The organism is Sulfurimonas sp. RIFOXYD2_FULL_34_21 (assembly GCF_001830805.1).
Taxonomy (GTDB): domain Bacteria; phylum Campylobacterota; class Campylobacteria; order Campylobacterales; family Sulfurimonadaceae; genus Sulfurimonas.
The window spans coordinates 270,449-296,059 of the sequence record NZ_MICH01000002.1; the positions used below are offsets into that span (position 1 = coordinate 270,449).

The following is a 25,611-nucleotide window of genomic DNA, read 5'->3' on the forward strand; positions in this document are numbered from 1 at the left end:
TTACAGCCTTAGTGTGAAGCCCCTGTCAAAATCACTAAAATCTTTATAAAATTCCAATTTCTCAAACGACTTCTTGTTTAAATAGTTTTGTATTTTATCTTTTTGGTCATAACCTATCTCACAACTAAAAAAGTTAATATTTCTACTTAAGACTTCATCAAGAAGCTCTTTGATTATCTCATCTCCGATATCTCCACCAAAAAGTGCATTTTGAGGTTCGTAAGATAGATTTGATTCCAGTGCCGCATTATTTGCTATGTAAGGCGGGTTTGAAACTAGATAGTCTATATGTTCGTTTATAGGCTCTAAAAGCGAACCTAATCTTAGCTCAATTCTATCGCCAAGATTAAATTTTTCTATATTTATTTTTGCGATATCAATTGCGGCTTGTGAGATATCTACTGCAATTATTTTTGCATTTACAAATGTTTTTGCAAGCATTATAGAGATGATTCCGCTTCCTACACCTACTTCTACAAACGTCATGCGGGCATTTTTATCTGTTACGTTTTTTATGACTTCATCGATTAAAAGCTCCGTTTCAGGGCGAGGAATTAACGCACCTTGAGCTATGTAAAACTCCTCGCTGTAAAAACTTACCTTTTGCGTTATATATTCAAGAGGCTCATTTTTGGCTCTGCGCTCTACCCACTCAAAAAGTTTATGAGCATCTTTTACATGTGAGTTTTGATTCATCAAAAGCCAAAGCTCATCCACGTTTAAATGGTGCATAAGAAGCAGTTGAGCCTCTCTTGAAGCTCTCTCTATTATAGGACTTAGAGTTTGCGATATATCTTTTAAAACATCTTTTACTAGATATCCGCTTGACATGATGCTCCCAAAGCACTTTTACTTGAATCGTCGATATCTATTCCAAGCTCTTTAAGCCTCTCTAAAACAGGCGGATGAGTATAGTGAAAAAAGATATACAAAGGATGAGAAAGAGGAAAGCTCTTATTCTCGTTTACAAGTTTTTTCAAAGCATTTGCAAGTTCTACAGCACCGCCGCTTCCGCCTAATTCGCTTCCCGTTTTATCCGCCTCATACTCGTTATGACGACTCACAGCTCCCATAATAGGCATCATTAAAAAACCTAAAACAGGCATAAGAAGAAGCAGTAAAATCATTACGGCATAAGGAGATTTATCGACTCCAAGCTCCATGTAAAGTGAATCTGGAAGATTTCCGAAAATTCCAAACATTGCAAAAAGCATACCGCCCATCAATGCAATATTTTTATATATATCTCCATGCGCAAAGTGACCAAGCTCATGACCTAGAACCGCAAGAAGCTCTTTGGTAGTGAGTTTTTCTATAAGAGTGTCAAAAAGTACTACTCTTTTAGTTTTTCCAAACCCGCCAAAGTAAGCATTAAGTCTGGCATCTCTTTTACTTGCATCGCTTACAAATACGCCTGAGCTTACAAAACCTGTTTTATCCATAAGATTTTTTATCTCGTTATCTAGCTCTTCGTTTTGAAGCGGAGTAAGCTTGTCAAAAAACATAGCCCTAAAAGTCGGATATAACATGTTAATCAAAACAATGACACAAAAAATAAATATAAAGCTCCATAACCACCAAAGAGTCAGACTAGAAATTATCATGTAAATTCCCCAAACTACCAAGGAACCAAAAATAAGCGTCATTGCAAATGAGATAAAAGTATCTTTTATCCACTGAGCTTTTGTAGATTTGTTAAAGCCGAACTTCTCGTCCAAAACAAATTTTTCATAATATGAAAAAGGCAATGAAACAACGGAATTTATAATTAAAAATCCCATAACTACCGCTATATTTAAAAAGGCTTCATTCTCAAAAAATATATTATCTTGTAAAAATTTAACACCCGTTCCTATCCAAAAAATAAACATTACATAATCGATAAAAGTCGTTGCGATACTCATCTTCTCTTTTGCTACGCTGTAATTTCCAGCCTTTATAAAATCATTATCGGACAACAAAACTGCTTTGCCACGCTTTGCCTGATTTACATATCCTATTTGCATTACACTCGTATAAATAGTGATTAAAACAAAAATAGTATAAATAGCTATAATAGTCGTTAACATTTAACTGCCTTAATTTTTTTGAAATTTTAGCATTATTTTTAGATACAATTTTTAATCAAAGGGAGAAGATGAATAAGTTAAAAAATAAAAAAGTTGCTCTGGCACTAGGCGGCGGTGCGGTTTTAGGTGCAGCGCACATAGGCGTAATAAAAGCATTGGAAGAGTTTGGGGTTGAAATAAAAGCAATAAGCGGAACAAGTGCAGGTGCAATTGTTGCATCATTGTATGCTTTTGGAAAAAGTGTAAAAGAGATAGAAAAAATTGTACTGGAATTTGAATGGAAAAATTTATCATCTTTAACTCTTTCAAAATACGGTGTTTTATCAAATGAAAAAATAGGCGAGATGATAAAGCTAAATATAGGTGATAAAACATTTAAAGAAGCAAAAATACCGCTTGCAATGATAGCTACCGACATCACAAACGGAGATAAAGTCGTTTTAGACAAAGGGAGTGTTGCAGATGCTGTAATGGCTAGTACATGTATACCGGGAATTTTTGTACCGATTGAGCTTGATGGCAGGTTTTTGGTAGATGGCGGAGTTGTAGAAAACATTCCGCTTAGCTGTTTAAAAAAAGAGGATGTTGATATTTTAATGGGAGTTGATTTAGTTCCTGAAAAATTTTACAAAAAACCGGAAAATGTAATTGATGTTTTGTACAACAGTTTTACATTTTTAGTAAAAATAAATAAAAAATTTCAGATTAAAGATGCAGATATAATTATAAAACCCGACCTTTGCAAATTTAATCCCGTTGAGATGTCTCAAATAAAAGATTTAATAGAAGCCGGTTACAATGAGACAAAAAAAATCATAACTACTCTTTGATATAATCAACCACTTTTGATTCTATAGTTACGGATTTTATAAACTCAACAACTTTTAAATGCTCAGGATGAATTGCATAAGCTTCCAAATCTTCTTTTGAATCAAACGTAGAGTATAGCGACAAATCAAATGCTCTGGGTGCAACCGTAAAGTTAACTCCGACTTCCATTAATTTTAGAGCAGGTATCAAATCAACCAAAGTATCAAGCATCTGCTTTGTATGCGCTATATTTGTACTTTTGTTTTCATCTTTAAACTTAAACATTACTATATGAACTATCATTTTGTACCTTATATTTTTTATGAAATTCTAACTAAAAAAGATAAAAGAGTTTTAAAAAAATCCTCTCCAAAAAAATTCCGCAATGAAGACTATTAAAAAAACTCCCGCCAAGTTTAAAACAAAGCCGTATTTTGCCATATCTTTTATACTTATGGCGCCACTGCTCATGGCTATTGCATTTGGAGGAGTGGCGATTGGGAGCATAAAAGCATAACTTGCACACACCGTTGCAACCATCATAATCAAAGTCGCATTGATACCGCTTTGCTGTGATACTGCGTAGATAACAGGTAGCATAATTGAAACTAAGGCAGTATTTGATGTTATCTCGGTTGTAAATGTTACAAGCATTGCAACGGCAAATATTATCAAAATGGGAGAGAGATGTGTTATGGATATCAGATAAGAAGCAAGTTCATCTGCTAAAAGAGTCTCGCTAAAAGCTTTTGCAATAGAAAATCCTGCTCCAAATAAAAACATAATTCTAAAAGGAATTTTTGATTTATCGCTACTCCAATCCAGTATGCCAAAAGGCGGAGCAAAAAGCAAAAGACCTATTCCAAGCAAAATACCTGTTTCGCTAAGTCCAAGCCCACTCCAATAAGGTTTAAGAGGAGCATTTAACAACAGAAGTACAACTACGGCTCCAATCAAAAAAAGTACTTTTTTTTGCTCTATACTTAAAGGTTTTTTTTCACTATTTATTGAAATTTGGATATCTTTTACGCCAATACTAAGTAGCGAAGCAACTATAAAAAGCATGATAAAGACTAAAGGTGCAACCATAAATACCCACTGTAAAAAAGGTATAGGTTCTATACCCTTACTTTGCATAATACCAAGCAAAATTAAGTTTGGCGGTGTCCCTATAGGTGTTAAAATCCCACCCACACTCGCACCGTAAGCAATAGAGAGTGCAAATCTCATCTTTAGTCTTACATCATCGCTGATAAAAAGAGCAATCGAAATCAGTAAAAGCGTTGTAGTAGTATTTGAAAGTACGGAACTGAGTATGCCAGACGTTATGGCAAGTGAAAATATTATCCCTTTTGGAGTTGATGGAAAAATTAGAAACATTTTATTGGCTATATATTTATGAAGATTTGTTTTTTCAACCGCAATAGCAATCAAAAATCCGCCTAAAAATAAAAATATAATAGGATGAGAGTAGTTTGCGCTCGTCTGTTCTGTAGTTAAAATGGAAAATGATGGAAATAAAATAATTGGAAGTAAAGAGACAACGCCTAATGGTAAACCCTCATTTGTCCATAGAGTTACTAAAAAAGCTATTGATGCCAAAAGCGAAGATTGTAGTTTATTAAAAAAGAATAGCGATATCATAAAAACCAAAATGCCTATTAAAAGAGCTATAACTATTTTTTTAAAATCTTCTTTGTATATATACATGTAACATCCAAATTTTATTTTTATATTTTATCAAGTTGCTCTTAAATTACGATATCTAAAATCATACTTTTGCGATAAAGTTATGTTATAATTTTGATTATCTCATTTTATACAAGGTGTTATTATGAAAAAATTATTAAGTTTATCCCTAATTTTGGCTACATCAGGTTTATTGTTTGCATCTGATGGTGCGGAAGAACTTGCAAATCAAAAGTGCGGAAGTTGCCATCTAATGGGAGCTATTACAAAAGAGAAACTTGATAGAATGGTAGCACCGCCATATTGGGCAATTGCAAAAAAAGTCAAACAATCATCAGATGATAAAGAAGCAGCAGTTAAATTTATCGTAGATTATACGCTAAATCCTACTCAAGAAAAAACACTGTTTCCAAAAGAGACTATTGAAAAATTCGGTATTATGCCATCACAAAAAGGTCTTGTAACTGAAGATGAAATCAAACTAATAGCTGAATATATTTTAGAGAAAAAAGCTTTTTAAAACCGTAAATCTTATTTGTATTAAAAGTACAAATAAGGTTTTGTGTTATCTATTTTTTATAAGCTCGGTTATAATACCTCTTTTTTTGATAACTTCTTCTCCTCTGACAACTTAACATGAACGGTTAGTTGTCAAACAAACTCCCGCTAAAAGTACTCTCGTTTATCTTTGCACTTTTAGCCAAATCTTCCATATCTGCACCGCTTTTTTTCAAACTGTAAAACTGTGTCTCCCCTAAAAGCAAGTAACTCCAAGTTTTATTATCTCGCAAATCTCCATCAAGCGAATTGATTCTTTTTATAAAGTCAAGTGTTGCTCTTTGTTTTTGCTTGACATTTACATCTTTTAAGTCTTTGTCTGATTTTGTCTCAACCAGATATACATGTAAATCAGTTTCAACCATAAAATCAGGATAATAACTAGCCATCAAACCATCATCTCTAAAATAGCTAATAGTTGCAAAATCATGTTTGAATTCTAAAATTTTTATAAACTTTAATACTTTGGCATCAGCATCCAAAAACTCTAAAAATGCTTTTTCAAATCCGCCCTTATTTGACGGATAAGAGGTTTTTTCATAGATGGTTTTTTGCAAATTAAGAGAGAAATTTTTTCTCATATTTAAACCGCCGACTTTTGAAAAATAGATTTTATCTACAATAGGTTTTATGTAAGTGGTTGAGTTTTGCATATTGTAAATCATTCTATTTATTTCATTTGTTATATGTGATGTTATATTTGCATTTTTGAGCATTAAAACTCGCCAATTTTCATTTTCAAAAGGATTGAAGTTTTGTGAGAAAAGCCTTGTTCTGATGTAGTTATCAAGAAGCCCCAAAAGCTGAGGCTGATAAATTTGCATTGACGGTAAAGCCCGATTATGCCCACGCACTTTCAACTGCCCCATTTTATGTGTCAATATCTCTAAAAGTTTTTGAAGATACTCGTTATAAGAGTTTGCATTAAACAAATCCGCACTAATTGTATAGTCTCCAAAAGTTGTTTTTACTGTTAGCTCTTCAGAGTGAAAAACTTCCCCTTTTGTAGTCCATGATTTCAAACTCTCCAAGCTGTGGTAAGTATAAGGCGGTAAATCATCTACATGTAAAATCGGCTCATTTAGCGCCTCTTCCTCATCTTTGATTATCTCCAAAAATGCCATGTCGTACTCTTGATAATTTTCTTTGAGTCCGACTTTTATCATGTCGCCCGTTGAAGTTCCCTCTGTTGGTTCATTTTCATCAAAACCAAACTCATCACTTGCAAGTAAATCACCGTAAAACTCACTAAAGGCAGGATGTTCGATAATGCTTAAAACATCATAGTAAGATTTTGGGCTAAGTCTATCGTTTAAAACTCTTTGTCTATTTTCTCTTTTTTCATCTTCAAAGTCGCGACCTCGAAACATCAGTCGAAGCCCACGCCCGATGGTTTGTTCTAGCAAAATGGAAGATTGATTTGAGCGAAGCGGCACAATCACACAGACATTGCTTACATCAAAACCCTCTTTTAACATCAAAACGGAAATGACGACTTTTGGATTTTCATACTCATCAAGATTAAAGAGTTTTTGTTTGAGTTTTGCAAACTCCTCTTTTGGAATCTCTCCGTTTTTCTTAGAGTGAATCCCCATAAACTCATCATCTTTAAGACCAAGTTCGAGTAAAAACTCCTCAACATAGTTTACAACTTCCGTCTCTTCACACATGATAAGCATTTTTGGATGTTTTGGATTTTCAAGTTTTGAAAAACCTTCATCTAAAATAGAGAGCTTTGTAAGCCCAGCCTGAATCATAACTTTTTGCCCGTCACTAAGCCCGATTACCTTGTTTGTTCCCTCATCACGGAGTGCTTTAAAATCAAGCTCCAAAGTGGAAAGCTCTTTTCGTTTATCGATGGTTATCATCTTTACAAGTCCATCTTTAATGGCTGCATTTAGGTCAAAGTCCACCACTACATGTGGAAAATAATGTTTTGTTCTTTTTTGTCCGCTTCCTGTCGTGTCATAGGGAGTGGCTGAGAAATCTATCTGTATAAATTTTTCGGCTTTATTTTTAGCGATGAAATTGAGCGATTTTTGCCACTCAACTTCTTGAATCTCTCCAGCGGTTTTGTTCTCATGGATATGATGTGCTTCATCATTCATAACTATCAAATCATCAAGTTCAGCAAGATACTCAATCTCTCCACCGCTAAAATAAGCACTATCAAGCTGTTCTAAGCTATTTCCTGCACTTACTCCAGGACGAGCAGGAAAGATGTCGGCTATCACGCCGCTAGGGTCTTCAAGTGGACTTATCTCTTCGCTTGTCTCATCTTTGCCCATAAACAGATGCCAGTTTGAAATGGCGATAAATCCGTCACTTGTAATTTTTTTGCCTATCTCATCTTTTTTGACAACGCTACTTTGTAAAAAAGCTTTTATTGTTACTTCATATTTATCTGGCAAAAAGAGTTTTCTATTTTTAAAAATATCGCTTGTGTTTACATCACGGCTTCCATCTTCTCTCTCTTTTCCCATGTAACTATCAAGTAGTCTCTCATAAACTATAAGACCAGGGGCGATAAGCAAAAAGTTTTTAGAGTAGCGTCCGCTTCTCTCTTTTTCAGCTCTTGCATTGAGATATTGCCAGATGAAAAGTGCATTCATGACCCAAGTTTTACCCGTTCCCGTTGCCATTTTCATGGCATATTTTGGAATGTTGTATTTTTCTTTTGCAAGCATTACTAAATCAAGCCGTGCTAAAAGTTCTTTATCTATCTGGTTGTAAATATCTAAAACGCTCTTGATTTTTACAATCTCATGCAGATAAACAGTATTTAAAATCGCTTGTTTTTGTCCTCTGTGAAAGTTGATTTCTCTATCGGTATGAGGTTGACAAAACCAAAATTTTAGAAGTGTTGCCGTTGTAGGAGTTACAAGATTTAAAAACTCTCCGCTATTCCATAAGTCAAGAACTTTGTTTGAGATAGCAGATGCAAGCTGTAAAGGTATGTCGCCCGTAAGTGTGTTAATAGGTGTTGCCATCTCACACCTCCACTTTTACAACAGACTCAAATCCAAACACATCTACCGCCTTGACACACACCACTCTTTTTTCTTTTCTTGAGACCATGATTTTTGCTTGAAAGATTACATGTAAAGGGTCGTTATCGTTTGCCGTGTTTTCTCTATAATCTTGCCACTTGCTTCTAAATGTTACACCGTCATAGTCAGGGTCGATACTCCAATACTCAATGAGAGCAAGAGGGTCACTAGCCAAAAGCTCTTGAAGCGATTTTTTGTCCGCATCATCAAGCGGTATGTTGTCGGGGCTTAGCAAAATGTAGTTATCTAGTTTTATGCTTAGCTCTTCAAGTTCACTATCGTAAATCTTTTTCTCAATCGGTTTTATAGTCAGATATTGAAGTGAAGAAAATCGTATCTTTCCACTCTCGACAAGCTTTTTGTAAGTTACTTTAGTTTTGAGTTTGTCGAGCAAATCTGGAGGAATGACCAGCACTTCAAGTTTGTTATCACCAAGTTCATTGATGGCAGAGCTGATGTCATAAGCAAAGTTCCAGCCAAGCACAACCACTCTATCCCAACCGCCGAGAAAATTATCACGAAGTTCTATCGCTTTTTTAAGAGTGGCACGACCTGTCATTTTACTAGGGCTGTCTATGAATACCAAAGTTTTTTTATCTTTGATGTAGCCAAGATTTCGTGGATGCTCATCTCCAAAACTCAAAGCTCCGCTTCCGCTATCATCTACAAAAAGAGAGATAATAACCTGCGACAAGTCGCCAATGCGTCTAAACATTCCGCTACTCTCAAAAGCCTCTTTTTGATAATCGCCGATGCTTTGATACAAAAAGGGTTTGACTTCATTGTCGATGAGTCTTTTTCTCTGCACCATAATGGATGGTTTGCCGATATCGGAGCTAATCCAACGACGACCCAGTTTTTCTGCAACTGTTGCAGTTGTTCCGCTTCCGCCGAAGAAGTCGGCTACTATGGAGTTTTCGTTTGATGAGGCTTTTATAATGCGCTCAAGAAGCGTAAATGGTTTTTGGGTCGCATAACCTACTAATTCTTTTGAAACATTTCTAACAGGAAATATATCAATCCATACATCTGGCATAGCGACACCATTATCTAAATAATATTTATTCCCTGCTTTTATGTAATATTTTCTATTATCTTCATCGGTTAAATTAAACCTATTTTCATCTTTTGAAGGCATTCTGGGCTGATTAAATATATAGTTTGTATTTTTTGAATATAAAAATAAATTGTCATGCTTTTTTGCATAAGTAGTACTACCTAATCCGCCAGTTGAATAATGCCAAACAATTTCATTCCTAAATTTATCCTTACCAAAAATATCATCCAACAAAATCTTCACATAATGCCCCACATGCCAATCAATATGGACATAAATAGAGCCTTTTTCACTCAAAAGTTCCCGCATCAAAACAAGCCGTGGATATATCATTTTCAAGTAACTTACCGTGCCGTCTTTCCATGTGTCAGCATAAGCAAACTGCTCTATTACGGTCGGTTTTTGGTTGATGTTTGCATTTGGTAGAGTGATTTTGGTGCGATAATCTGCCTTACTATCAAAAGGTGGGTCGATGTAAATAAGGTCGATTTTTCCTCTCATAGATTCCAAACCACTTGAACTATCTCCTGCAAGTAAACCCTGCATCACTAAAAGATTGTCCCCGTAAATGAGCCTATTTTTCCACTCGCTCTCATCAGCACTCGGCACTTCACCACGAAAAAGCCCACTCACATCTTTACTAGGTAAAACAAGTTCATTTGTCTGAAGCACAAGAGCATTACCGCTATTTATCCGCTCCAAAATCCTTTGAGCTTCCGCTTTTCCCTCTTTTACAATTTTTGGTAACTCTTCTATAAGTGATAAAGACATAATTTCCCTCTTTTTACTTTTAAAAAAGTAAATGATACCTATATAAAATTAAAAGAGGGGGATATTTTCTCTTGTTTTAAAAAAAAAGAGGGTTATTTGGGCTTGTTGTAACATCAAGGGAAGTTTTGTAATTTTTGCTTAAAAAAGGTAAAAATAATGACTCAGCGAGATATGGCAGGATTTTTGGATATTGATGTTAAAACAATACGAAACTGGCGAAAAAACAAACCTCATTTATACGAAATAATCATGAAAGGCTTTGCATTTGAAGAAGCGGTAAAAAAAGCTCAACAAAACGCCGATGAGTTAAAAGCTTTGGAAGAGCAGTTTAAGGCTAAGAAGTAAATATTTATCTAAAATATTGCAATTTGTCATATTATTTTAGTTTTTCAAGTTTTATTGGTATAATTTATGAAAAATTATAAGGATATATGTTATGGAAAATAAAACAAATTCTGCAATTAGATTAAATAAAATAGTTCATAGTGCATATAATAATGATAGTAAAATAATTGTTGATGTATGGAAAAGTATTTTTAATATTGATGAGCCAAATAAACACTCTACAGAAGTAGCTGTAATGGAGTGCCTTAATAATTTAAATGATGAATTTGAATTATTTAAGCAAAAAATGGATAAAACTGGTTTTTCAAAAAAATTATATGAAAGTGAAATCAAACAATTACAAAACCACTTAATCGTACTTACTGGTATAAATGGTGATTGGCAATCAAGAAAACAGAAAATTACGGATGTTCAGTTTAAAATACTAGATTTTTGTTCTGAAATATTACCTAATGATGAAATACCAATCAATGATGAAGAAATTGAAGAGTTAAAAAAATTATTGGATGAGTTGGAAGATTTTATTGAAAATAATTCATTACCTACTGATTTAAATAGTATCATAAAAAAACATATATTAAAAATAAAAACTGCTTTATATTCATACAATATTAAAGGTGCAAATGTTTTTGATGAAGTTTTACAATCTGCCTATGGAGAAGTAATAAAAAATCATGATTTATTTGCAAATAAATTAAATACTGAAATAAAAAATAAATTATCTAAAGTATGGATTAGAGTTCAAACAGTATATAAAACAGCCAAAAATGCAGAACAAGTTTATATTGATTTTACCAATATAACAGATAGCATACAAAATTTACTTCCATCAGGTAGTTAGTAATGAAAAAATGTTCTCATCAAAATTGTAACTTAGAAGTTTATGAAAATAATGAATGCGTATTGCATTGTACAAAAGATGATTGGTCAAATCAAGTAAGAGCAACATTTACAGATGCTAAACACATATACTTTTGGCAAGAAATAAAGAATCTTGTAGAAGAACAAATAAGTAGATATGACAATATGCTTATGTTTAACGATATCATATTTCCAGAGTTTACAAGATCGATGATTGCACCTCTTAAGGATGAATTTTTCTATTGGTATAAACATGTAAATAAAAACAATCCCTATAAATTAACAAATGTTAATGATAAAATAGTGCATAAACAATATCCATATCGATTAATACAGTTTACAAATTGTACTTTTTATAATTTTGATTTTTACTTATTAGATTGTCAAACATTAAATTTAACAAATATAACTGTAAGAAATAAACTTAAAATATCAGGTATGAATATAGATAGACTATTACTATATAAATTAAATAACATCAATACTTTAGAAATTGATTCTAATTTATTAGACAGAGTAACAAAAGAGCCAAAGCAATTAGAAATATATATAGATAAAGTAAAGATAGATAAATTTATTCTACAAAATAATAATCTCAAACCAATAAATATTACAGATTCAACTTTTAATTTTATTGAGTTGAGAAAATTATCTATAGAAGAAGGGTTATTTCAAAATTTAAACTTTAAAAATATTAATGAATATAAAAATATTAAAATAAATAGTTATAAATTTCAATATAACTCTGTAAATACTGAACAAGCAATATCAAGAGAATATTTTCGATTTTTTAAACATTATTTCTTTGAAAAAAAAGATTATATTGAAGCAAACAAAATGTATCAAAAAGAGATGGATACCTATATACGTGAATTGTGGCGAAATATAAAAAGGGGTAAATTTATTTTACAAAACTTACAAAATATTATTATCGCAGGATTTGGAAAAATATCATCCAACTTTGGTCAAAGTTGGTTAAGACCTTTATTATGGATAATTATATTTTTATTTCTTAAAATTTATTTTTTAAATGATTATTATACACTATCGTATTTGTTTTCTGGAACCGCCAATCTATGGGATAAAATCTCAGAACAATTTTATATACTTATAGACTTGAAAGCCTTTGGATTATCGGACTTATTATCTAAAACTCTCTTAGGATTACTTATATATCAATTGACTATAGCAATTAAGCGAAAAATAAAATATTAAGCTCTGTACCATTACACCCCTGAGAATGAATCTCCACTTTTTAGAATATTTGTAGTTTGTTTCACAACTTTTATAAATCCAAACTAAACAAAAAAGCCACATAAAAAAGCAAGGCTTTAAAATTGTCCCCAAGGTACGAGCAAAGAGATAAAATCACACAAACCCCATCTTTTTCGTTCCTTTTCTAGCTTCATCATGGATACTCTGCATACTTGAAACCACTTGCACCACTTTTTGAAGTAATTTTGTTGTCTCTTTGTCATTTGTTTCTAGTTTTTCAAGCCTTTTAATAATGTCAAAGTATGGTATGGATTGATTTTTTAGCTTTGTAAATGTTCGCATGATTTGTTTTGTGACTTCTACGGCAATACCGCTTTTTAAAACTGTAGCCAACATGTAAACACCTTGTTCAGTAATATAGATAAGGCAATTTTCTAATACCTCCCAAACTTGATGTCGCATTTTGCGATATCAAGTTATCAAACTCCTCTTTTGTCAGTTGAAACATAAAATCACCATCAAATCGTTCTATGTTTCTTTTAACATGTTCATTCAGTCTGCTAGTTTGAACTTGATAAAGTTCGGCTAAATCCTTATCAATCATTACTTGAACGCCTCTTATGATAAAAATTTTATCATCGACAACAATATTGTTAAAAATGGTTTTCTTACATGTAAGTTTATTTACCCCTATTTTTCACAAGCTCCGTAATTATCCCTCTTTTTTTCACAACCTCTTCTTCGCTTATATCTTTCTCATAAAGTGCGCCCGTAGGGCAGACATAGACGCATTTTCCACAACTAGTACAACTTACCGACTCCGCCCACGGCTCATCCATATCATGAATTATTCTCGAGTTTATACCTCTGCCGAAGATATCGAGTGCATGAGCGCCCTCTATCTCGTCGCAGACCCTTATACATTTAGTACATAGTATGCATCTGTTTGGGTCATTGACAAAGTTCTTATGAGAAGCGTCTATCTCAAACCTTTGGTTTAGGTACGATACTTTGCTGTGTTCAAGTTCAAGTTCGACCGACTTGTTCTGCAGTTCGCAGTCACCGTTAGCTATACATGTAGAACATACATGAGAGCGTTCGCTAAACATCATGGAGAGTATCATCTCTCTGGCTTTTTTTATTTTGGGTGAATTAGTAGTTACTTCCATTCCCTCTTTTATTTTTGCACTGCATGCGGGAGTAGGTTCATGAGAGCCTTTTATCTCCACTATGCACATTCTGCACGAGCCGACACAGCTTAACCCATCAAGATAACAAAGGGTTGGAATCTCGATGCCGTTGTCTTTTGCAACTTCCAAGATAGTTTGGTTTGACTGACCCGTAACGCAAATACCGTTTATAGTAAAGCTTTTGACTCTTACTTTTTCTCTATTCATCTTTTATTCCTGCTAAGTATTCATCTTCAAAATATTTTATAGTGCTAAGAACCGGATTCGGAGCAGTTTGTCCTAGTCCGCACAGACTCGTACTTTTTACAACTTCGCACATCTCTTTAAGGAGTTCAAAATCTTTTTTTGTAGCATTTTTGGCTATAAACTTATCAAGCAACCGTGTAAGCTCTGTTGTTCCCACGCGGCAAGGTGTACACTTTCCGCATGACTCGCTTGCGCAAAAGTCCATAAAAAAGCGTGCTATCTCTACCATATTGGAGCTGTTGTCTATAACTATCAATCCGCCGCTTCCCATTATTGAACCTGCACTCTTTAGTGACTCATAATCAACTTGCAAATCCAAAAGATGCTCTGGTATGCATCCTCCGCTAGGACCTCCCGACTGAATGGCTTTGAACTTTTTATCGTTTTCTACTCCGCCGCCGATATCAAAGATAATTTCTCTTAGTGTCGTTCCCATCGGCACTTCGATTAGCCCCGTATTTTTTATATGTCCCGTAAGCGCAAAAACTTTTGTACCGCTTGATGTCTCTGTTCCGATATTTTTAAACCATGCACCGCCATTTTTTATGATTGCAGCTATATTTGCAAAGGTTTCGACATTGTTTAAAACGGTAGGCTCTCCCCACAGACCGTGATCGCTCAGATGAGGCGGTTTTTGTCTGGGATGTCCTCTTCCTCCCTCTATCGAAGCAACAAGCGCGGTAGCTTCGCCGCAGACGAATGCCCCTGCACCCAGCCTTATCTCTACGCTAAAGCTAAATCCGCTGTGAGCGATATTTTCTCCTAAAATCCCAAGTTTGCTTGCTTGTTTTATGGCTCTGGTTAGTTTTTCTACCGCCATAGGATACTCCGACCTTACATAGATATACCCTTTGTTCGCATCGCATGCATAACCTGCTATCGTCATTCCCTCTAAAACTCTGTGAGGATCACCCTCCATTACGGCTCTGTCCATAAAAGCACCGGGATCGCCCTCATCTCCGTTGCAAATAATGTATTTTTGCTCACTTTGAACTTTTGAAACACTCTCCCATTTTAAACCGGTGGGATAACCGCCTCCGCCTCTGCCTCTAAGTCCGCTTATTTTTACCTCTTCGATAACCTCTGATGGGGTCATCTCATCAAGTACTTTAAAAAGTGACATGTAACCGCCACGAGCTATATACTCCTCTATGCTGTCGGGATTTATTACTCCTATATTTTCAAGAACAACTCTTTTTTCTTTTGGATGGATGCCTTTTGGTACGCTAAAATCTCGTTCGTTTTTTTGCGCGAAATCTCTAAGTTCTTGAATAGAAGTTATCATTTTATCTTCTCCTCTATCTCACAAAGTGGATTTTCAAGCGATACATTGCCTTTTATCTGCTCGTCACATACAATAACGGGAGCAAGAGAACATGAGCCGAAGCATCTTGCTGTTAAAATAGACAAGGCTCCATCAGAAGTTGTTTCGTCTGCTTTTATGCCGTATCTGCGTTCTATCGTTTCAAGTATTTTGTTTGAGCCTTTTATGTAACATGCCGTTCCCAGACAGACGACTATATTGTGTCTGCCTTTTGGTTTTAGTCTAAAGTAGTTGTAAAACGTAGCGACCCCGTAAACTTTGGAGTAGGGGAGTTTTAGTCTCTTTGCTATGAATTTTAGAGTGTCAATTCCCAGATAACCAAATGTCTCTTGAGCGTTATGAAGCACTTCTATGAGCGTATTTTTTTCATATCCTAGTTTTTTGATGCTTTTTTCCAGAGTTTTGTATCTGTCGTCTATAGTATCAAGCATATTTATGCCTTCTAAAAGAGATTTTCTCTATTATAAGAAACAATTGATTAAAAATTAGTATAATCTTTGAAACACACATAGGTAGTTTGTTATGCAACATTTAATAGCGGATAATTGGCATAGTTTAGAAACTGATAAAATAGTAGAGATATTTGAGAGTAACAAACTTGACGGTCTTGGCTCACTTAGTATCAAGCATCGTGAAGAGTTCTTCGGCAAGAATGAGCTTGAAGCCAAAAAGAGCGACTCAAAACTTAAAAAATTTCTTATGCAGTTTCATAATGCGTTGATTTATATACTTTTAGGTGCATCGATTGTTACCGCATTTTTGCAAGAGTGGGTTGATAGCGGAGTTATATTTGCAGTTGTTATTATAAATGTAATAGTCGGCTATATACAAGAGGTTAAAGCCGAAGAGGCTATTGAGTCGCTAAAGCAGATGATGCATACCGATGCCGTTGTAATAAGAGACGGCAAAAAGATTACTATCTCTTCTGCCGACTTGGTTCCGGGGGATATAATTTTACTTGAATCAGGCTCAAAAGTACCTGCCGATATAAGACTATTTGAGAGTAGAGATTTAAAAGTTGATGAGTCTATGCTTACCGGCGAGTCACAACCCGTGCTTAAAAATATCTCATCACATCAGCAAGATATCACTATCAATGACAGAAAAAACATGGCATATTCGGGAACTTATGTAACATACGGCAGAGCAAAGGGCATTGTCGTAGCGATTGCACAATATACGGAACTTGGAAAAATCGCCCATCTTATAGAAGAGACAACCTCAATGGAGACGCCTCTTACAAAAAAAATATCATCATTTTCAAAACTGCTTTTATATGTGATTTTAGCTCTTGCTGTGCTTACTTTTTTCATAGGGCTTTTAAGAGATTATAGTGCTGTTGAAACATTTATGGCTTCAGTTGCTCTTGCCGTGGGTGCTATTCCTGAAGGGCTTCCTGCGGCTGTAACTATAACTCTAGCAATCGGAGTTAGTCGTATGGCAAAGAAAAATGCCATAATCAGAAAACTTCCCGCAGTTGAGACTCTTGGAAGTGTTACGACGATATGTTCCGATAAAACCGGAACACTTACGCAAAATAAGATGTTTGTAACAGATATATATTGTGCAGGCAAATCTTATGAAGTAAGCGGTAACGGGTATGAACCAAAAGGCGATTTTTTGCAAAACGGACAAAAGATAGACTCTATTGATGATGATTTAGCCGAGGTGCTTAGAGCAGGATACCTCTGTAACGAATCATATCTTGTAAAAAAAGATGGATTATATAGCATAAGCGGTGATCCTACAGAGGGCGCACTGATTGTTAGTGCCTTAAAGGCAGGTTTTGATGAACATGAGTTGCATACTACATTTGAAAGAGTGGATATTTTACCCTTTGAATCAGATAGACAATATATGGCGACTCTAAACATAGATACAAAAAATGCTAAAAATATCATATATCTAAAAGGTTCTATAGAAAAAAGTCTTGATATATGTGATTATGAAGCTATTGACTCTGAGAAGGTGGCTATAAACAAAGAGAGAATTTTGCTACAAGCAGAGGATTATGCCACTAAGGGTCTTAGAGTTTTGGCTATTGCTAAAAAAGCCTCTCACGGAGATAAAATCAACGATAGAGAGCTAGATAACGGATTTATATTTTTAGGTTTGCAAGCGATGATGGATCCACCGCGTTCTGAGGCGATAGAGGCTGTTAAAGAGTGCAAGAGTGCAGGTATAAATATCATAATGATAACGGGAGACCACGCTCTTACCGCATTTTCGATAGCAAAGATGATGTCTATAGTAGATGATGGCAGAGAGTATAAAGATGCTGTTTTAAAAGGAAAAGAGCTTCTTTTGTTAAGTGATTCTCAGCTGATTGAGAGAGTAGGCAGCGTTAAAGTATTTGCAAGAGTAGAACCTGAACAGAAGTTGCGAATAGTTGATGCTCTTCAAGCAAGAGGAGAAATAGTCGCAATGACCGGAGACGGTGTAAACGATGCTCCGGCACTCAAACAAGCAGACATAGGTATTGCTATGGGTATGGGCGGTACGGAAGTGGCAAAAGAGGCGGCTGATATGATACTAAGCGATGATAATTTTAGCTCAATCGCACATGCCGTTAAAGAGGGAAGAAATGTCTTTGATAATCTTGTTAAGTTTATAACATGGACACTGCCGACAAATCTGGGAGAAGGGTTTGTAATATTAGTCGCTATTATGCTTGGGCTGACTCTTCCTATACTTCCCGTACAGATATTGTGGATTAACATGTCAACCGCAATCTTACTTGGGCTTATGCTTGTGTTTGAGCCGCAAGAAGAGAACATAATGCAAAGAAAACCTAGAAATCCGCAAGAGCCGATTTTAACAAAAGCGATAATTACTCAGATGCTTGTTGTCGGTTTTTACATGTTAATCGCCTCTTATGCTATGTTTGAGTATGCAATCGTTAAGGGTCACACTATAGAGTATGCTAGAACGGTAGCCGTAAATATCTTTGTTTTTACGGAGCTATTTTATCTTTTTTCATGTAAAGAGCTTGAAAAATCGGTTTTTAAAACCAACATCATGAATAATAAGCTTCTGCTTTTAGGCGTAGCTTTAATGAGCTTGATTCAGGTAACTTTTACACATGCCTCTTTTATGAATAGTATGTTTAAGAGTGAAGCTCTGGATTTGATGACTTGGATAGAAGTTTTAGCGATTGGAGCGAGTGTTTTATTTGTAGTGGAAATAAAAAGATTTATTGACAGCAAGCTTAGTGATAAAAAATATATATAACATGTAAAAAGGGTGTTGAAGAGATTCATACGTTGAGTATAACTAAATTCTTAAATTATATGTTTTTGTGTTAGAATTATTCTGACTATGTGTGATTACATAAAAAATTATAATAATTTGGAGTACTACATGTTAGAAGATACCATCACTGCAGAATTGGCAAAAAGATTAACCCAAAAACTTACTCAACATCCCGTTATCGGGATGCATATAGGCACTGTTGATGAATTCTCAGAACTTATCTTAGCGGAGATTAAAGTTTTTAATAATATCTTTGACAAAAGTATTCTTGAACTTGACGTCTATATTTATGAGTTGGCGAATAAAATTAAAAACGGATACGACATACCTTTTGAAGACGTAATTTATGTCGTCGATGTTTTAGAGAATGAGATTTTAAATTTAGTTGAACACAAAATAATTCAAACTGATATAAAATTTGTAACAAAACGTTTTAGCTCCATAAAACAGAGTATGGGCAAAAGTTATTTTACTCTAACAATGCAGGATATGGTACTTTTTTTTAACTCAAATGAGAGTGATATAAAATATGTCTCTTCACTAAGCGTTCATAGGAGCTGGTTTGAAGATTTTTCACTCTTTATTCAAAACAGCAAAGATACAAAACCTCCTTCTCTTAATTATCTTACATGTAATCTGGCAAAATGGTTCGGTAGTATGGAATTTGACCTATACGCTTACAGCATGCAGGGACATCAAAATGATATATATGCAAAGATATTTTTAACTCACCGTGAACTTCATGAAGAGGCTTTGCATATAATTACCATGATTACGAGGGATGAATATACTTTAGCCGTTTCTCATCTAAACAAGCTCTTTAAATCAATGCTTGTGTTAGAACAGTATCTAAATAGCATGCAGATAAATTATACAAAAAATAAGAGTATGCATTTTTTTAACTATATAGCGTATAAATCAAAATATGAAGATGAACTATACTACTTTACTTCGATTGTTTTTAGTGATGCAACTCCTGACAAAGTAAGAGAGTTTTTGTATAAGAATAATTTTGAGATAGAAAATAGTATAAAAAAGACGATGGCTAAACAGAGTTTTGACGGAGTCGTATTTTCAAATGAACACTCCGTAAATCTGCTTTTGCAGGATGCTAAAAATAACAATAATATCGGAGTTATGGAGTTTGTTAACGACTATATATATAAAAAAATTGTAACATTGGCAAGCAAATTTGATATTAAAGTCAAAATAACCGGTGTCAGGGTAGATGATATATATCGTATTAGCTCTAATGTCGTTCCGATACTGCATATAATTAAAAAGCATACACAAAAAGATGATGTAAACTTATTAAGCAGTGCCGATATCAACGAATTATATACAAAAGTAAAAGAGAATGATGAAATAAGGGTAGAGATTGATAAAGCGTTTAAAGAGAATCTTTTTGAAATCTTTTTTCAGCCTATAGTAAAAAGCAAAACAAAAGCAAAAAAACTATTAGTAGAGGCTCTTGTCCGTCTTCCATATAACGGTTCATACTTAAGCGGCGAGAATTTTATAGGGTTGATTGAAGAGCAAAATAGAATGAGTGAACTTGATATCTATGTGCTTAAAAATATGCATCGGCATATAGATAAATTAGCTACTACAGTTACAAGAGTGGCTGTAAATATATATCCCGCCTCATTTGAAAACGAAGAGGTGCTTAAATTGATTGTAAAACTCTCAAAAGCAATTGCCAAAACAGGTTTTGAGTTAGTCGTAGAGATAACTGAGCAGATGCTTTTATTGTCTAAAACAAATATTTTGATGCTCTCAAAAGAGCACTGTATAAACTTTGCCATAGATGATTTTGGAAGCGGATATTCTAGTTTTATACAGCTGATTGAACTTGTCGAGATGGGCGTCGTTAAAATTATAAAAGTTGACGGGACTATAGTAAAAGGTTCTGAAGAGAACTTGACAAAATACAATATTTTAAAATCTTTAACAGACATGGCACAAAGCTTGAATATTCAACCCGTTATTCTTGAATATATGGAAAATGAAAAACTTTATGAAAAGTTGAAACATTTAAAAGGCGATATACTTTTTCAAGGATACTATTTTGATCAAGCACTGCCGATTGATAAACTAATAGAGAAGTATAAAAAATAGCTCTAAAGATTACTTGATATTAAGAGAGTTTTACTATAATTTAAACCTTTAAAATATAGACTAAAGGTTACATGTAATGAGTCCTCAGCCGTTTACGCATCTGCATCTGCATACCGAATATTCACTGCTTGACGGTGCGAACAAACTCTCAAATCTTGTTAAACAGGTTAAAGAACTCGGCATGACAAGTGTTGCTATGACTGATCACGGCAATATGTTCGGTGCAATAGATTTTTATCAGCAAATGCGCTCTGCTGGGATAAAACCTATCATCGGCATGGAGGGTTATATTCATAACGGCGAGAGTATAGATGACAAAAGCACAAAACAGCGTTTTCATATCTGTCTTTTTGCCAAAAACCAAAAAGGTTACGAAAACCTTATGTATCTTTCATCAAAAGCCTTTATAGACGGCTTTTACTACTTTCCGCGCATAAACAAAAAAGAGCTTCGCGAACACAGTGAGGGGCTTATATGTTCCTCTGCATGTCTTCAAGGAGAGGTTAACTGGCATCTAAACACCGCAAACGAGAGAAATTCAAAAAACGGAGCATTAGGCTACGAAGGTGCAAAAGCTGCGGCACTTGAGTATAAAGAGATGTTTGGCGATGATTTTTACCTTGAACTTATGCGTCACGGCATAGGCGATCAGCTCTTTATAGACGAGCAGGTACTTCGTCTTGGAAATGAGCTCGATATAAAGGTGGTGGCTACAAACGACACTCACTATACGTTCGCGGGCGATGCACAGTATCATGAGGCGTTTATGTGTATCGGGATGAATAAACTCTACGACGACCCAAACCGCATGCGCCACTCCGTACATGAGTTTTACCTGAAATCCCCCCAGCAGATGGCAAGACTCTTTGCGGATATCCCCGAAGCACTAGAACATACGCAAGAGATAGTAGATAAGTGCAACTTGGAGCTAAAACTTGGCGATCCCGTTCCTCCAAACTTTAAATTTGCTTCTGAATATGCACAAAAAGAGGGTCTTGAAATAAAGGGTAGTGATAAAAACGAGATAGATGCCGAGTATTTTATATATCGTTGTGAGCTAGGACTTATAGAGAGACTTAAACATGTACCGCAGGAGAGACATGAAGAGTACAAAGAGAGACTTAAATTTGAGATGAACGTAATCAACTCTATGAAGTTTCCCGGCTACATGTTAATCGTTTGGGATTTTGTTAAAGTTGCCAAAGAGATGGGCATTGCAGTTGGACCGGGGCGGGGAAGTGCCGCTGGAAGTTTGGTTGCATATTCGCTTGAGATAACGGACATTGACCCCATGAAGTATGATCTGCTCTTTGAGAGATTTTTAAATCCTGAACGTGTAAGTATGCCCGATATAGATATGGACTTTATGCAGGCACGCCGCGGTGAAGTAATAGACTACGTTGTTCAAAAATACGGACGAAATCAAGTAGCTCAAATCATCACATTCGGTTCGCTTTTGGCAAAAGGGGTTATCCGTGATGTTGCCAGAGTTTTAGATATGCCGCTTTCTCAAGCCGATGCGATGGCAAAACTTGTTCCCGATGAGCTTGGAATTACGCTTAATGGAAAGAAAAAAGGAGATGAGTTTATAGCGGGAGCTTTTCAAAAAGAGCCAAAACTGGGGGAGCTGATACAAAACGATGCAAATGCTGCGAGGGTTTGGGAGTTTGCAAAAAAGCTCGAAGGTTTGAAGCGAAATTCGGGCATACATGCTGCAGGTGTTGTTATCTCAAACGAGGAACTTTGGAAAAAAACGCCTATTTATAAGCCTTCAGGCGAGGATGTTTTTGTTACGCAGTACTCTCTTAACTATCTTGAGGACGTTGACTTAATAAAATTCGACTTCTTGGGTCTAAAAACCCTTGATGTAATCGACAATGCTATAAAGCTTATCAAATTCCGCTATAACAAAGAGGTTATCTGGCATGAGATAGACGAAAACGACCCGAAAGTTTATGACGTGATTCGCGGCGGAAATACGGTAGGAATGTTTCAGATAGAGAGTTCCGGTATGCAGGATTTGAACAAGCGTCTAAAACCCGATAGTTTTGAGGACTTAATCGCGGTTTTGGCACTCTACCGTCCGGGACCGATGGAGTCTGGGATGCTTGATAGCTTTATCGAGAGAAAGCACGGGCGTGAGAAGATAGAGTACACGTTTGAGAGCATGGAACCTATACTTAAAAACACTTACGGAGTCATCGTTTATCAAGAACAGGTTATGCAGATAGTTCAAACCGTCGGTGGTTTTTCTCTAGGCTACTCCGATATTATCCGCCGTTCTATGGGTAAGAAAAAAGACATGTCGGTTTATAACGACGAGTTTGCGAAAGGGGCGCAGGGTCAAGGTCTTGACTACGCTGAGGCTTCCAAACTCTTTGACCTAATCGAGAAGTTTGCGGGGTACGGTTTTAACAAATCGCATTCGGCGGCTTATGCGATGATTACCTTTCAGACCGCATGGCTCAAAACCTACTATCCAAACGAGTTTATGGCGGCACTTTTAACCTCGGATAAAGACAATACCGATAAAGTCGTGCGTTATATTGATGAGACAAAAAGAATGGGCATTGAACTATCCCCGCCTGATATTTGCGACTCGCAGCTAGAGTTTTCCGCTATCACAAAAGAGGAGCGCGAGATAATACTTTTTGGTCTCGGCGCTATTAAAGGTGTGGGCGAAGCGGCAGTTTTATCTATCCTTGAGACTAGAAAAGAGGGCGGAGAGTTTACATCTTTGCAGGATTTTGTAAATAGGATAGAACCTTCAAAAGTGAACAAAAGAGTTATAGAATCAATCATAAAAGCGGGTGGTTTTGACAGGTTTGACTTTTCAAGAAAGGCACTGCTTGACCAGATAGAAAAAATAGTCGATACCGCAAAAGATGCTTCAACGGCTAGAAAAAATGCGGTGGGGAGTCTTTTTGGAGACGACAGTGAGATAACAAGCGTTGAGCTGAAACTTACAAATTCACCTGAGTATGAGTTAAAAGAGATTTTGGAGTTTGAGAAAGAGACTTTGGGCTTTTACGTCTCAGGACATCCTCTTGATGAGTTTAGAGAAAAGATAGATGAGCTTGACTATACGCTCTCCTCTGAAATAGAGGGTGCAAAAGACGGCTCTTATGCAATTTTTATAGGAAAAGTCGAAGAGATAACCAAAAAAACATCCAAAAAAGGGAATCAGTTCGGGATAGTAAGCCTTATGGATTTTCACGGAAATATAGAGGTTATGCTTTTTAGCGACAAGCTTGAAGAACTTAGCCAAATGAACCTGCAAGAACCAATAGCGATAAAAGCAAAAATTACCCACACTGACATGTTTACAAGAATCGGCGTGAGTAAGCTCATGACGCTAAAAGAGGCGAAAAAAGAGACGCAAAAGACTAAAAAAGAGGTGAGAGAACTCCCTCAAGAGCCAATAAACCTAGCCATAAGACTAGACAGCGATATGAAGGTTTTGGAAGATTTGTATAGAATTGTGCGTCAAAATCCCGGAAATAGAGAACTAAAACTCACCATAATCTCAAAACTTCAAAATGTCGTAATAGACTCTGCAATAAGAGTTGATAGCAAGATACTAGCTGCGCTTGAGGGTAATGAGAGTGTGGATATTTTAACTTGATAAGGTTATCATGAAAGAAAAAATCAAAGCAAAAGCAAAAGAGATAGCTACAAATCCAAATACTAAAAAAGCACTTTTATCGATGAAGCCGGAAAAAAATTTCTGGGGCATTAGCGGTGTTGTTTTGTTTCTCATACTCCCTGAAATTGTTGCATATATCTGGGGTGCGGATATTACCGCTTATGCAAACGAGCAGTTAAAAATATCAGATGATTTTTTAGAAATAAAATATTATGAGATGTTGGTAATGCTCTTTGAAGAGGGCATGAGCTATCTCAATCTTGCCATCGGCATAGCACTATTGGTGTGGCTGTTTTTTTAAAGCAAGATAGAGAAAATGTATAAAAATTGATATAATCTTTAGTGAAAGTTTTCTACAGAAGAGTATAAATGACCATAAACCTTAACGAATCCCAAAATATAGAGTTTAAACAACTTTGGAAAGATGAGTACATTAAATGGATAAGTGCATTTGGAAACAGTGACGGTGGGAAACTTTATGTCGGTGTGGATGATGATGGGGACATCGTAGGAATTGATAATGCCAAAAAACTACTTGAAGATATACCAAACAAAGTGCGAGACATTTTAGGCATCATTGTAGATGTAAATCTAAAGATAAGTGAAGACAAAGAGTATCTTGAAATCATCACAGATAAATACCCATACCCGATAAGCTATAAAGGTTCATATTACTATAGAAGTGGAAGTAGCACTCAGGAGATAAAAGGTGCTGCACTTGATAAATTTTTGCTCTCTCGTCAAGGCAAAAAATGGGACGGTGTGCCTGTGCCTTATTTTGGCTTTGATGATTTAGACCCTTTTGCATTTAGACTTTTTAGAGATAAAGCAGAGAAAAAGAAGAGAATTGATGCAGAACTCTTGAAAGAGAGCGATGAAGTGCTGGTAGATAAACTTCATCTCAAAGAGGGTGATTATCTCAAACGAGCTACAACACTTTTATTTGCAAAAGAACCTCAAAAGTATGTGACCGGAAGTAGTATCAAAATAGGATATTTCAAATCAAACAGCGATTTAGTTTATCAAGATGTGATAGAGGGAAATCTTTTTTTCTTGGCTGGTTATATAGAATCATGGGGAAGAGGGATAGAAAAAATCATAGATGAATCTAAAAAGTTCAATGGTATCACTCCGCAGTTTAGGTGGCAAAACGGTTTGTGGGTGGAGTTTTATTTTAATAAGGTCGATAGCAAAGAGTTAGAAACTAGGGTAAAAACTAGGGTAAAAATTTTGGAACTTATTGAAGAAAATCCAAATATTACAAACCAAGAGTTAGCAGAAAAATTGGAACTTACCGTCAAGGGCATTGAGTGGCAAATAAAAAAACTCAAAGCTCAAGGCTTTCTCCAAAGAATAGGCGGTGCTAAAGGTGGACATTGGGAGTATAATGATGACAACCATTGAGATATT

At 35.4% G+C, this 25,611-nt stretch carries 21 protein-coding genes; 10 read left to right on the top strand and 11 right to left on the bottom strand.

Going from position 1 to position 25,611, the window contains the following annotated elements; translation table 11 throughout:
• Together prmC and A2530_RS02625 are read right to left on the bottom strand one after the other, a co-directional pair.
• Positions 1 to 831: a peptide chain release factor N(5)-glutamine methyltransferase gene (prmC, locus tag A2530_RS02620; protein ID WP_294884213.1), complete on the bottom strand. Its 831-nt coding sequence runs from the start codon at positions 829 to 831 to the stop codon at positions 1 to 3.
• A complete protein-coding gene (locus A2530_RS02625) occupies positions 813 to 2,069 on the bottom strand; it encodes a M48 family metallopeptidase (RefSeq protein ID WP_294884211.1) in 1,257 nt (418 codons plus the stop codon). The genes prmC and A2530_RS02625 overlap by 19 nt, the downstream gene beginning before the upstream one ends.
• A gap of 68 nt (positions 2,070 to 2,137) precedes the next feature.
• On the opposite strand from A2530_RS02625, the gene A2530_RS02630 reads away from it, so the two are divergent.
• A complete protein-coding gene (locus A2530_RS02630) occupies positions 2,138 to 2,899 on the top strand; it encodes a patatin-like phospholipase family protein (protein WP_294884209.1) in 762 nt (253 codons plus the stop codon).
• On the opposite strand, the gene A2530_RS02635 is transcribed toward A2530_RS02630, so the two are convergent.
• Positions 2,889 to 3,182 (bottom strand): Dabb family protein, encoded by a 294-nt coding sequence (locus A2530_RS02635; protein WP_294884207.1) that lies wholly within the window; start codon positions 3,180 to 3,182, stop codon positions 2,889 to 2,891. The two genes, A2530_RS02630 and A2530_RS02635, sit on opposite strands and share 11 nt — an antisense overlap.
• A 51-nt stretch (positions 3,183 to 3,233) precedes the next feature.
• Positions 3,234 to 4,589, bottom strand: coding sequence for an SLC13 family permease (locus A2530_RS02640; protein ID WP_294884205.1), 1,356 nt, complete (start codon positions 4,587 to 4,589; stop codon positions 3,234 to 3,236).
• Between the two features lie 124 nt (positions 4,590 to 4,713).
• On the opposite strand from A2530_RS02640, the gene A2530_RS02645 reads away from it, so the two are divergent.
• On the top strand, positions 4,714 to 5,088 hold the full coding sequence (locus tag A2530_RS02645; RefSeq protein WP_294884204.1) for a c-type cytochrome: 375 nt from the start codon (positions 4,714 to 4,716) through the stop codon (positions 5,086 to 5,088).
• A gap of 124 nt (positions 5,089 to 5,212) precedes the next feature.
• Here A2530_RS02645 and A2530_RS02650 read toward each other — a convergent pair whose 3' ends face one another.
• Together A2530_RS02650 and A2530_RS02655 are read right to left on the bottom strand one after the other, a co-directional pair.
• Positions 5,213 to 8,116, bottom strand: coding sequence for a DEAD/DEAH box helicase family protein (locus A2530_RS02650; protein ID WP_294884203.1), 2,904 nt, complete (start codon positions 8,114 to 8,116; stop codon positions 5,213 to 5,215).
• A 1-nt stretch (position 8,117) separates the two neighbouring features.
• Entirely contained in the window at positions 8,118 to 10,004 is a 1,887-nt protein-coding gene (locus tag A2530_RS02655; RefSeq protein ID WP_294884201.1) for a DNA methyltransferase, read from the bottom strand.
• A 156-nt stretch (positions 10,005 to 10,160) separates the two neighbouring features.
• Between A2530_RS02655 and A2530_RS02660 the strand changes: the two genes are divergently transcribed.
• From A2530_RS02660 to A2530_RS02670, 3 genes are all read left to right on the top strand, one after another.
• On the top strand, positions 10,161 to 10,349 hold the full coding sequence (locus A2530_RS02660; RefSeq protein WP_294884200.1) for a hypothetical protein: 189 nt from the start codon (positions 10,161 to 10,163) through the stop codon (positions 10,347 to 10,349).
• Positions 10,350 to 10,440: 91 nt separating this feature from the next.
• Positions 10,441 to 11,190 (top strand): hypothetical protein, encoded by a 750-nt coding sequence (locus A2530_RS02665; protein ID WP_294884197.1) that lies wholly within the window; start codon positions 10,441 to 10,443, stop codon positions 11,188 to 11,190.
• 2 nt (positions 11,191 to 11,192) lie between these two features.
• Positions 11,193 to 12,425: a hypothetical protein gene (locus tag A2530_RS02670; RefSeq protein WP_294884195.1), complete on the top strand. Its 1,233-nt coding sequence runs from the start codon at positions 11,193 to 11,195 to the stop codon at positions 12,423 to 12,425.
• Between the two features lie 153 nt (positions 12,426 to 12,578).
• Here A2530_RS02670 and A2530_RS02675 read toward each other — a convergent pair whose 3' ends face one another.
• The 5 genes from A2530_RS02675 to A2530_RS02695 all read right to left on the bottom strand — a co-directional run bounded on the left by A2530_RS02675 (position 12,579) and on the right by A2530_RS02695 (position 15,616).
• Positions 12,579 to 12,821, bottom strand: coding sequence for a hypothetical protein (locus tag A2530_RS02675; RefSeq protein WP_294884193.1), 243 nt, complete (start codon positions 12,819 to 12,821; stop codon positions 12,579 to 12,581).
• Positions 12,822 to 12,834: 13 nt separating this feature from the next.
• Positions 12,835 to 13,029 (bottom strand): ORF6N domain-containing protein, encoded by a 195-nt coding sequence (locus A2530_RS02680; protein WP_294884191.1) that lies wholly within the window; start codon positions 13,027 to 13,029, stop codon positions 12,835 to 12,837.
• Between the two features lie 76 nt (positions 13,030 to 13,105).
• Positions 13,106 to 13,822 carry a 2Fe-2S iron-sulfur cluster-binding protein gene (locus A2530_RS02685; protein ID WP_294884189.1) on the bottom strand — a complete coding sequence of 239 codons (717 nt, stop codon included), beginning with the start codon at positions 13,820 to 13,822 and terminating at the stop codon, positions 13,106 to 13,108.
• Positions 13,815 to 15,146: an NADH-quinone oxidoreductase subunit F gene (locus A2530_RS02690; RefSeq protein WP_294884187.1), complete on the bottom strand. Its 1,332-nt coding sequence runs from the start codon at positions 15,144 to 15,146 to the stop codon at positions 13,815 to 13,817. Before A2530_RS02690 ends, A2530_RS02685 begins: the two co-directional genes overlap by 8 nt.
• Complete coding sequence (locus tag A2530_RS02695) at positions 15,143 to 15,616, bottom strand: NAD(P)H-dependent oxidoreductase subunit E (RefSeq protein WP_294884186.1); 474 nt, start codon at positions 15,614 to 15,616, stop codon at positions 15,143 to 15,145. Before A2530_RS02695 ends, A2530_RS02690 begins: the two co-directional genes overlap by 4 nt.
• Positions 15,617 to 15,707: 91 nt before the next feature.
• Here A2530_RS02695 and A2530_RS02700 point away from each other — a divergent pair, with 91 nt between their 5' ends.
• The 5 genes from A2530_RS02700 to A2530_RS02720 all read left to right on the top strand — a co-directional run bounded on the left by A2530_RS02700 (position 15,708) and on the right by A2530_RS02720 (position 25,605).
• Positions 15,708 to 18,416 (top strand): cation-transporting P-type ATPase, encoded by a 2,709-nt coding sequence (locus A2530_RS02700; RefSeq protein ID WP_294884184.1) that lies wholly within the window; start codon positions 15,708 to 15,710, stop codon positions 18,414 to 18,416.
• A gap of 129 nt (positions 18,417 to 18,545) precedes the next feature.
• Positions 18,546 to 20,555: an EAL domain-containing protein gene (locus A2530_RS02705; protein WP_294884182.1), complete on the top strand. Its 2,010-nt coding sequence runs from the start codon at positions 18,546 to 18,548 to the stop codon at positions 20,553 to 20,555.
• 76 nt (positions 20,556 to 20,631) lie between these two features.
• On the top strand, positions 20,632 to 24,180 hold the full coding sequence (dnaE, locus tag A2530_RS02710) for a DNA polymerase III subunit alpha (protein ID WP_294884180.1): 3,549 nt from the start codon (positions 20,632 to 20,634) through the stop codon (positions 24,178 to 24,180).
• A gap of 10 nt (positions 24,181 to 24,190) precedes the next feature.
• Positions 24,191 to 24,502: a hypothetical protein gene (locus A2530_RS02715; protein WP_294884178.1), complete on the top strand. Its 312-nt coding sequence runs from the start codon at positions 24,191 to 24,193 to the stop codon at positions 24,500 to 24,502.
• 68 nt (positions 24,503 to 24,570) lie between these two features.
• Positions 24,571 to 25,605 (top strand): RNA-binding domain-containing protein, encoded by a 1,035-nt coding sequence (locus A2530_RS02720; RefSeq protein WP_294884177.1) that lies wholly within the window; start codon positions 24,571 to 24,573, stop codon positions 25,603 to 25,605.
• The last annotated feature ends 6 nt before the right edge of the window (positions 25,606 to 25,611 follow it).

Bases quoted from the DNA above. Each gene is read 5' to 3' on its own strand.
- prmC (WP_294884213.1), bottom strand. From the start codon at position 831: ATGTCAAGCGGATATCTAGTAAAAGATGTTTTAAAAGATATATCGCAA.
- A2530_RS02625 (WP_294884211.1), bottom strand. From the start codon at position 2,069: ATGTTAACGACTATTATAGCTATTTATACTATTTTTGTTTTAATCACT.
- A2530_RS02630 (WP_294884209.1), top strand. From the start codon at position 2,138: ATGAATAAGTTAAAAAATAAAAAAGTTGCTCTGGCACTAGGCGGCGGT.
- A2530_RS02635 (WP_294884207.1), bottom strand. From the start codon at position 3,182: ATGATAGTTCATATAGTAATGTTTAAGTTTAAAGATGAAAACAAAAGT.
- A2530_RS02640 (WP_294884205.1), bottom strand. From the start codon at position 4,589: ATGTATATATACAAAGAAGATTTTAAAAAAATAGTTATAGCTCTTTTA.
- A2530_RS02645 (WP_294884204.1), top strand. From the start codon at position 4,714: ATGAAAAAATTATTAAGTTTATCCCTAATTTTGGCTACATCAGGTTTA.
- A2530_RS02650 (WP_294884203.1), bottom strand. From the start codon at position 8,116: ATGGCAACACCTATTAACACACTTACGGGCGACATACCTTTACAGCTT.
- A2530_RS02655 (WP_294884201.1), bottom strand. From the start codon at position 10,004: ATGTCTTTATCACTTATAGAAGAGTTACCAAAAATTGTAAAAGAGGGA.
- A2530_RS02660 (WP_294884200.1), top strand. From the start codon at position 10,161: ATGACTCAGCGAGATATGGCAGGATTTTTGGATATTGATGTTAAAACA.
- A2530_RS02665 (WP_294884197.1), top strand. From the start codon at position 10,441: ATGGAAAATAAAACAAATTCTGCAATTAGATTAAATAAAATAGTTCAT.
- A2530_RS02670 (WP_294884195.1), top strand. From the start codon at position 11,193: ATGAAAAAATGTTCTCATCAAAATTGTAACTTAGAAGTTTATGAAAAT.
- A2530_RS02675 (WP_294884193.1), bottom strand. From the start codon at position 12,821: ATGTTGGCTACAGTTTTAAAAAGCGGTATTGCCGTAGAAGTCACAAAA.
- A2530_RS02680 (WP_294884191.1), bottom strand. From the start codon at position 13,029: ATGATTGATAAGGATTTAGCCGAACTTTATCAAGTTCAAACTAGCAGA.
- A2530_RS02685 (WP_294884189.1), bottom strand. From the start codon at position 13,822: ATGAATAGAGAAAAAGTAAGAGTCAAAAGCTTTACTATAAACGGTATT.
- A2530_RS02690 (WP_294884187.1), bottom strand. From the start codon at position 15,146: ATGATAACTTCTATTCAAGAACTTAGAGATTTCGCGCAAAAAAACGAA.
- A2530_RS02695 (WP_294884186.1), bottom strand. From the start codon at position 15,616: ATGCTTGATACTATAGACGACAGATACAAAACTCTGGAAAAAAGCATC.
- A2530_RS02700 (WP_294884184.1), top strand. From the start codon at position 15,708: ATGCAACATTTAATAGCGGATAATTGGCATAGTTTAGAAACTGATAAA.
- A2530_RS02705 (WP_294884182.1), top strand. From the start codon at position 18,546: ATGTTAGAAGATACCATCACTGCAGAATTGGCAAAAAGATTAACCCAA.
- dnaE (WP_294884180.1), top strand. From the start codon at position 20,632: ATGAGTCCTCAGCCGTTTACGCATCTGCATCTGCATACCGAATATTCA.
- A2530_RS02715 (WP_294884178.1), top strand. From the start codon at position 24,191: ATGAAAGAAAAAATCAAAGCAAAAGCAAAAGAGATAGCTACAAATCCA.
- A2530_RS02720 (WP_294884177.1), top strand. From the start codon at position 24,571: ATGACCATAAACCTTAACGAATCCCAAAATATAGAGTTTAAACAACTT.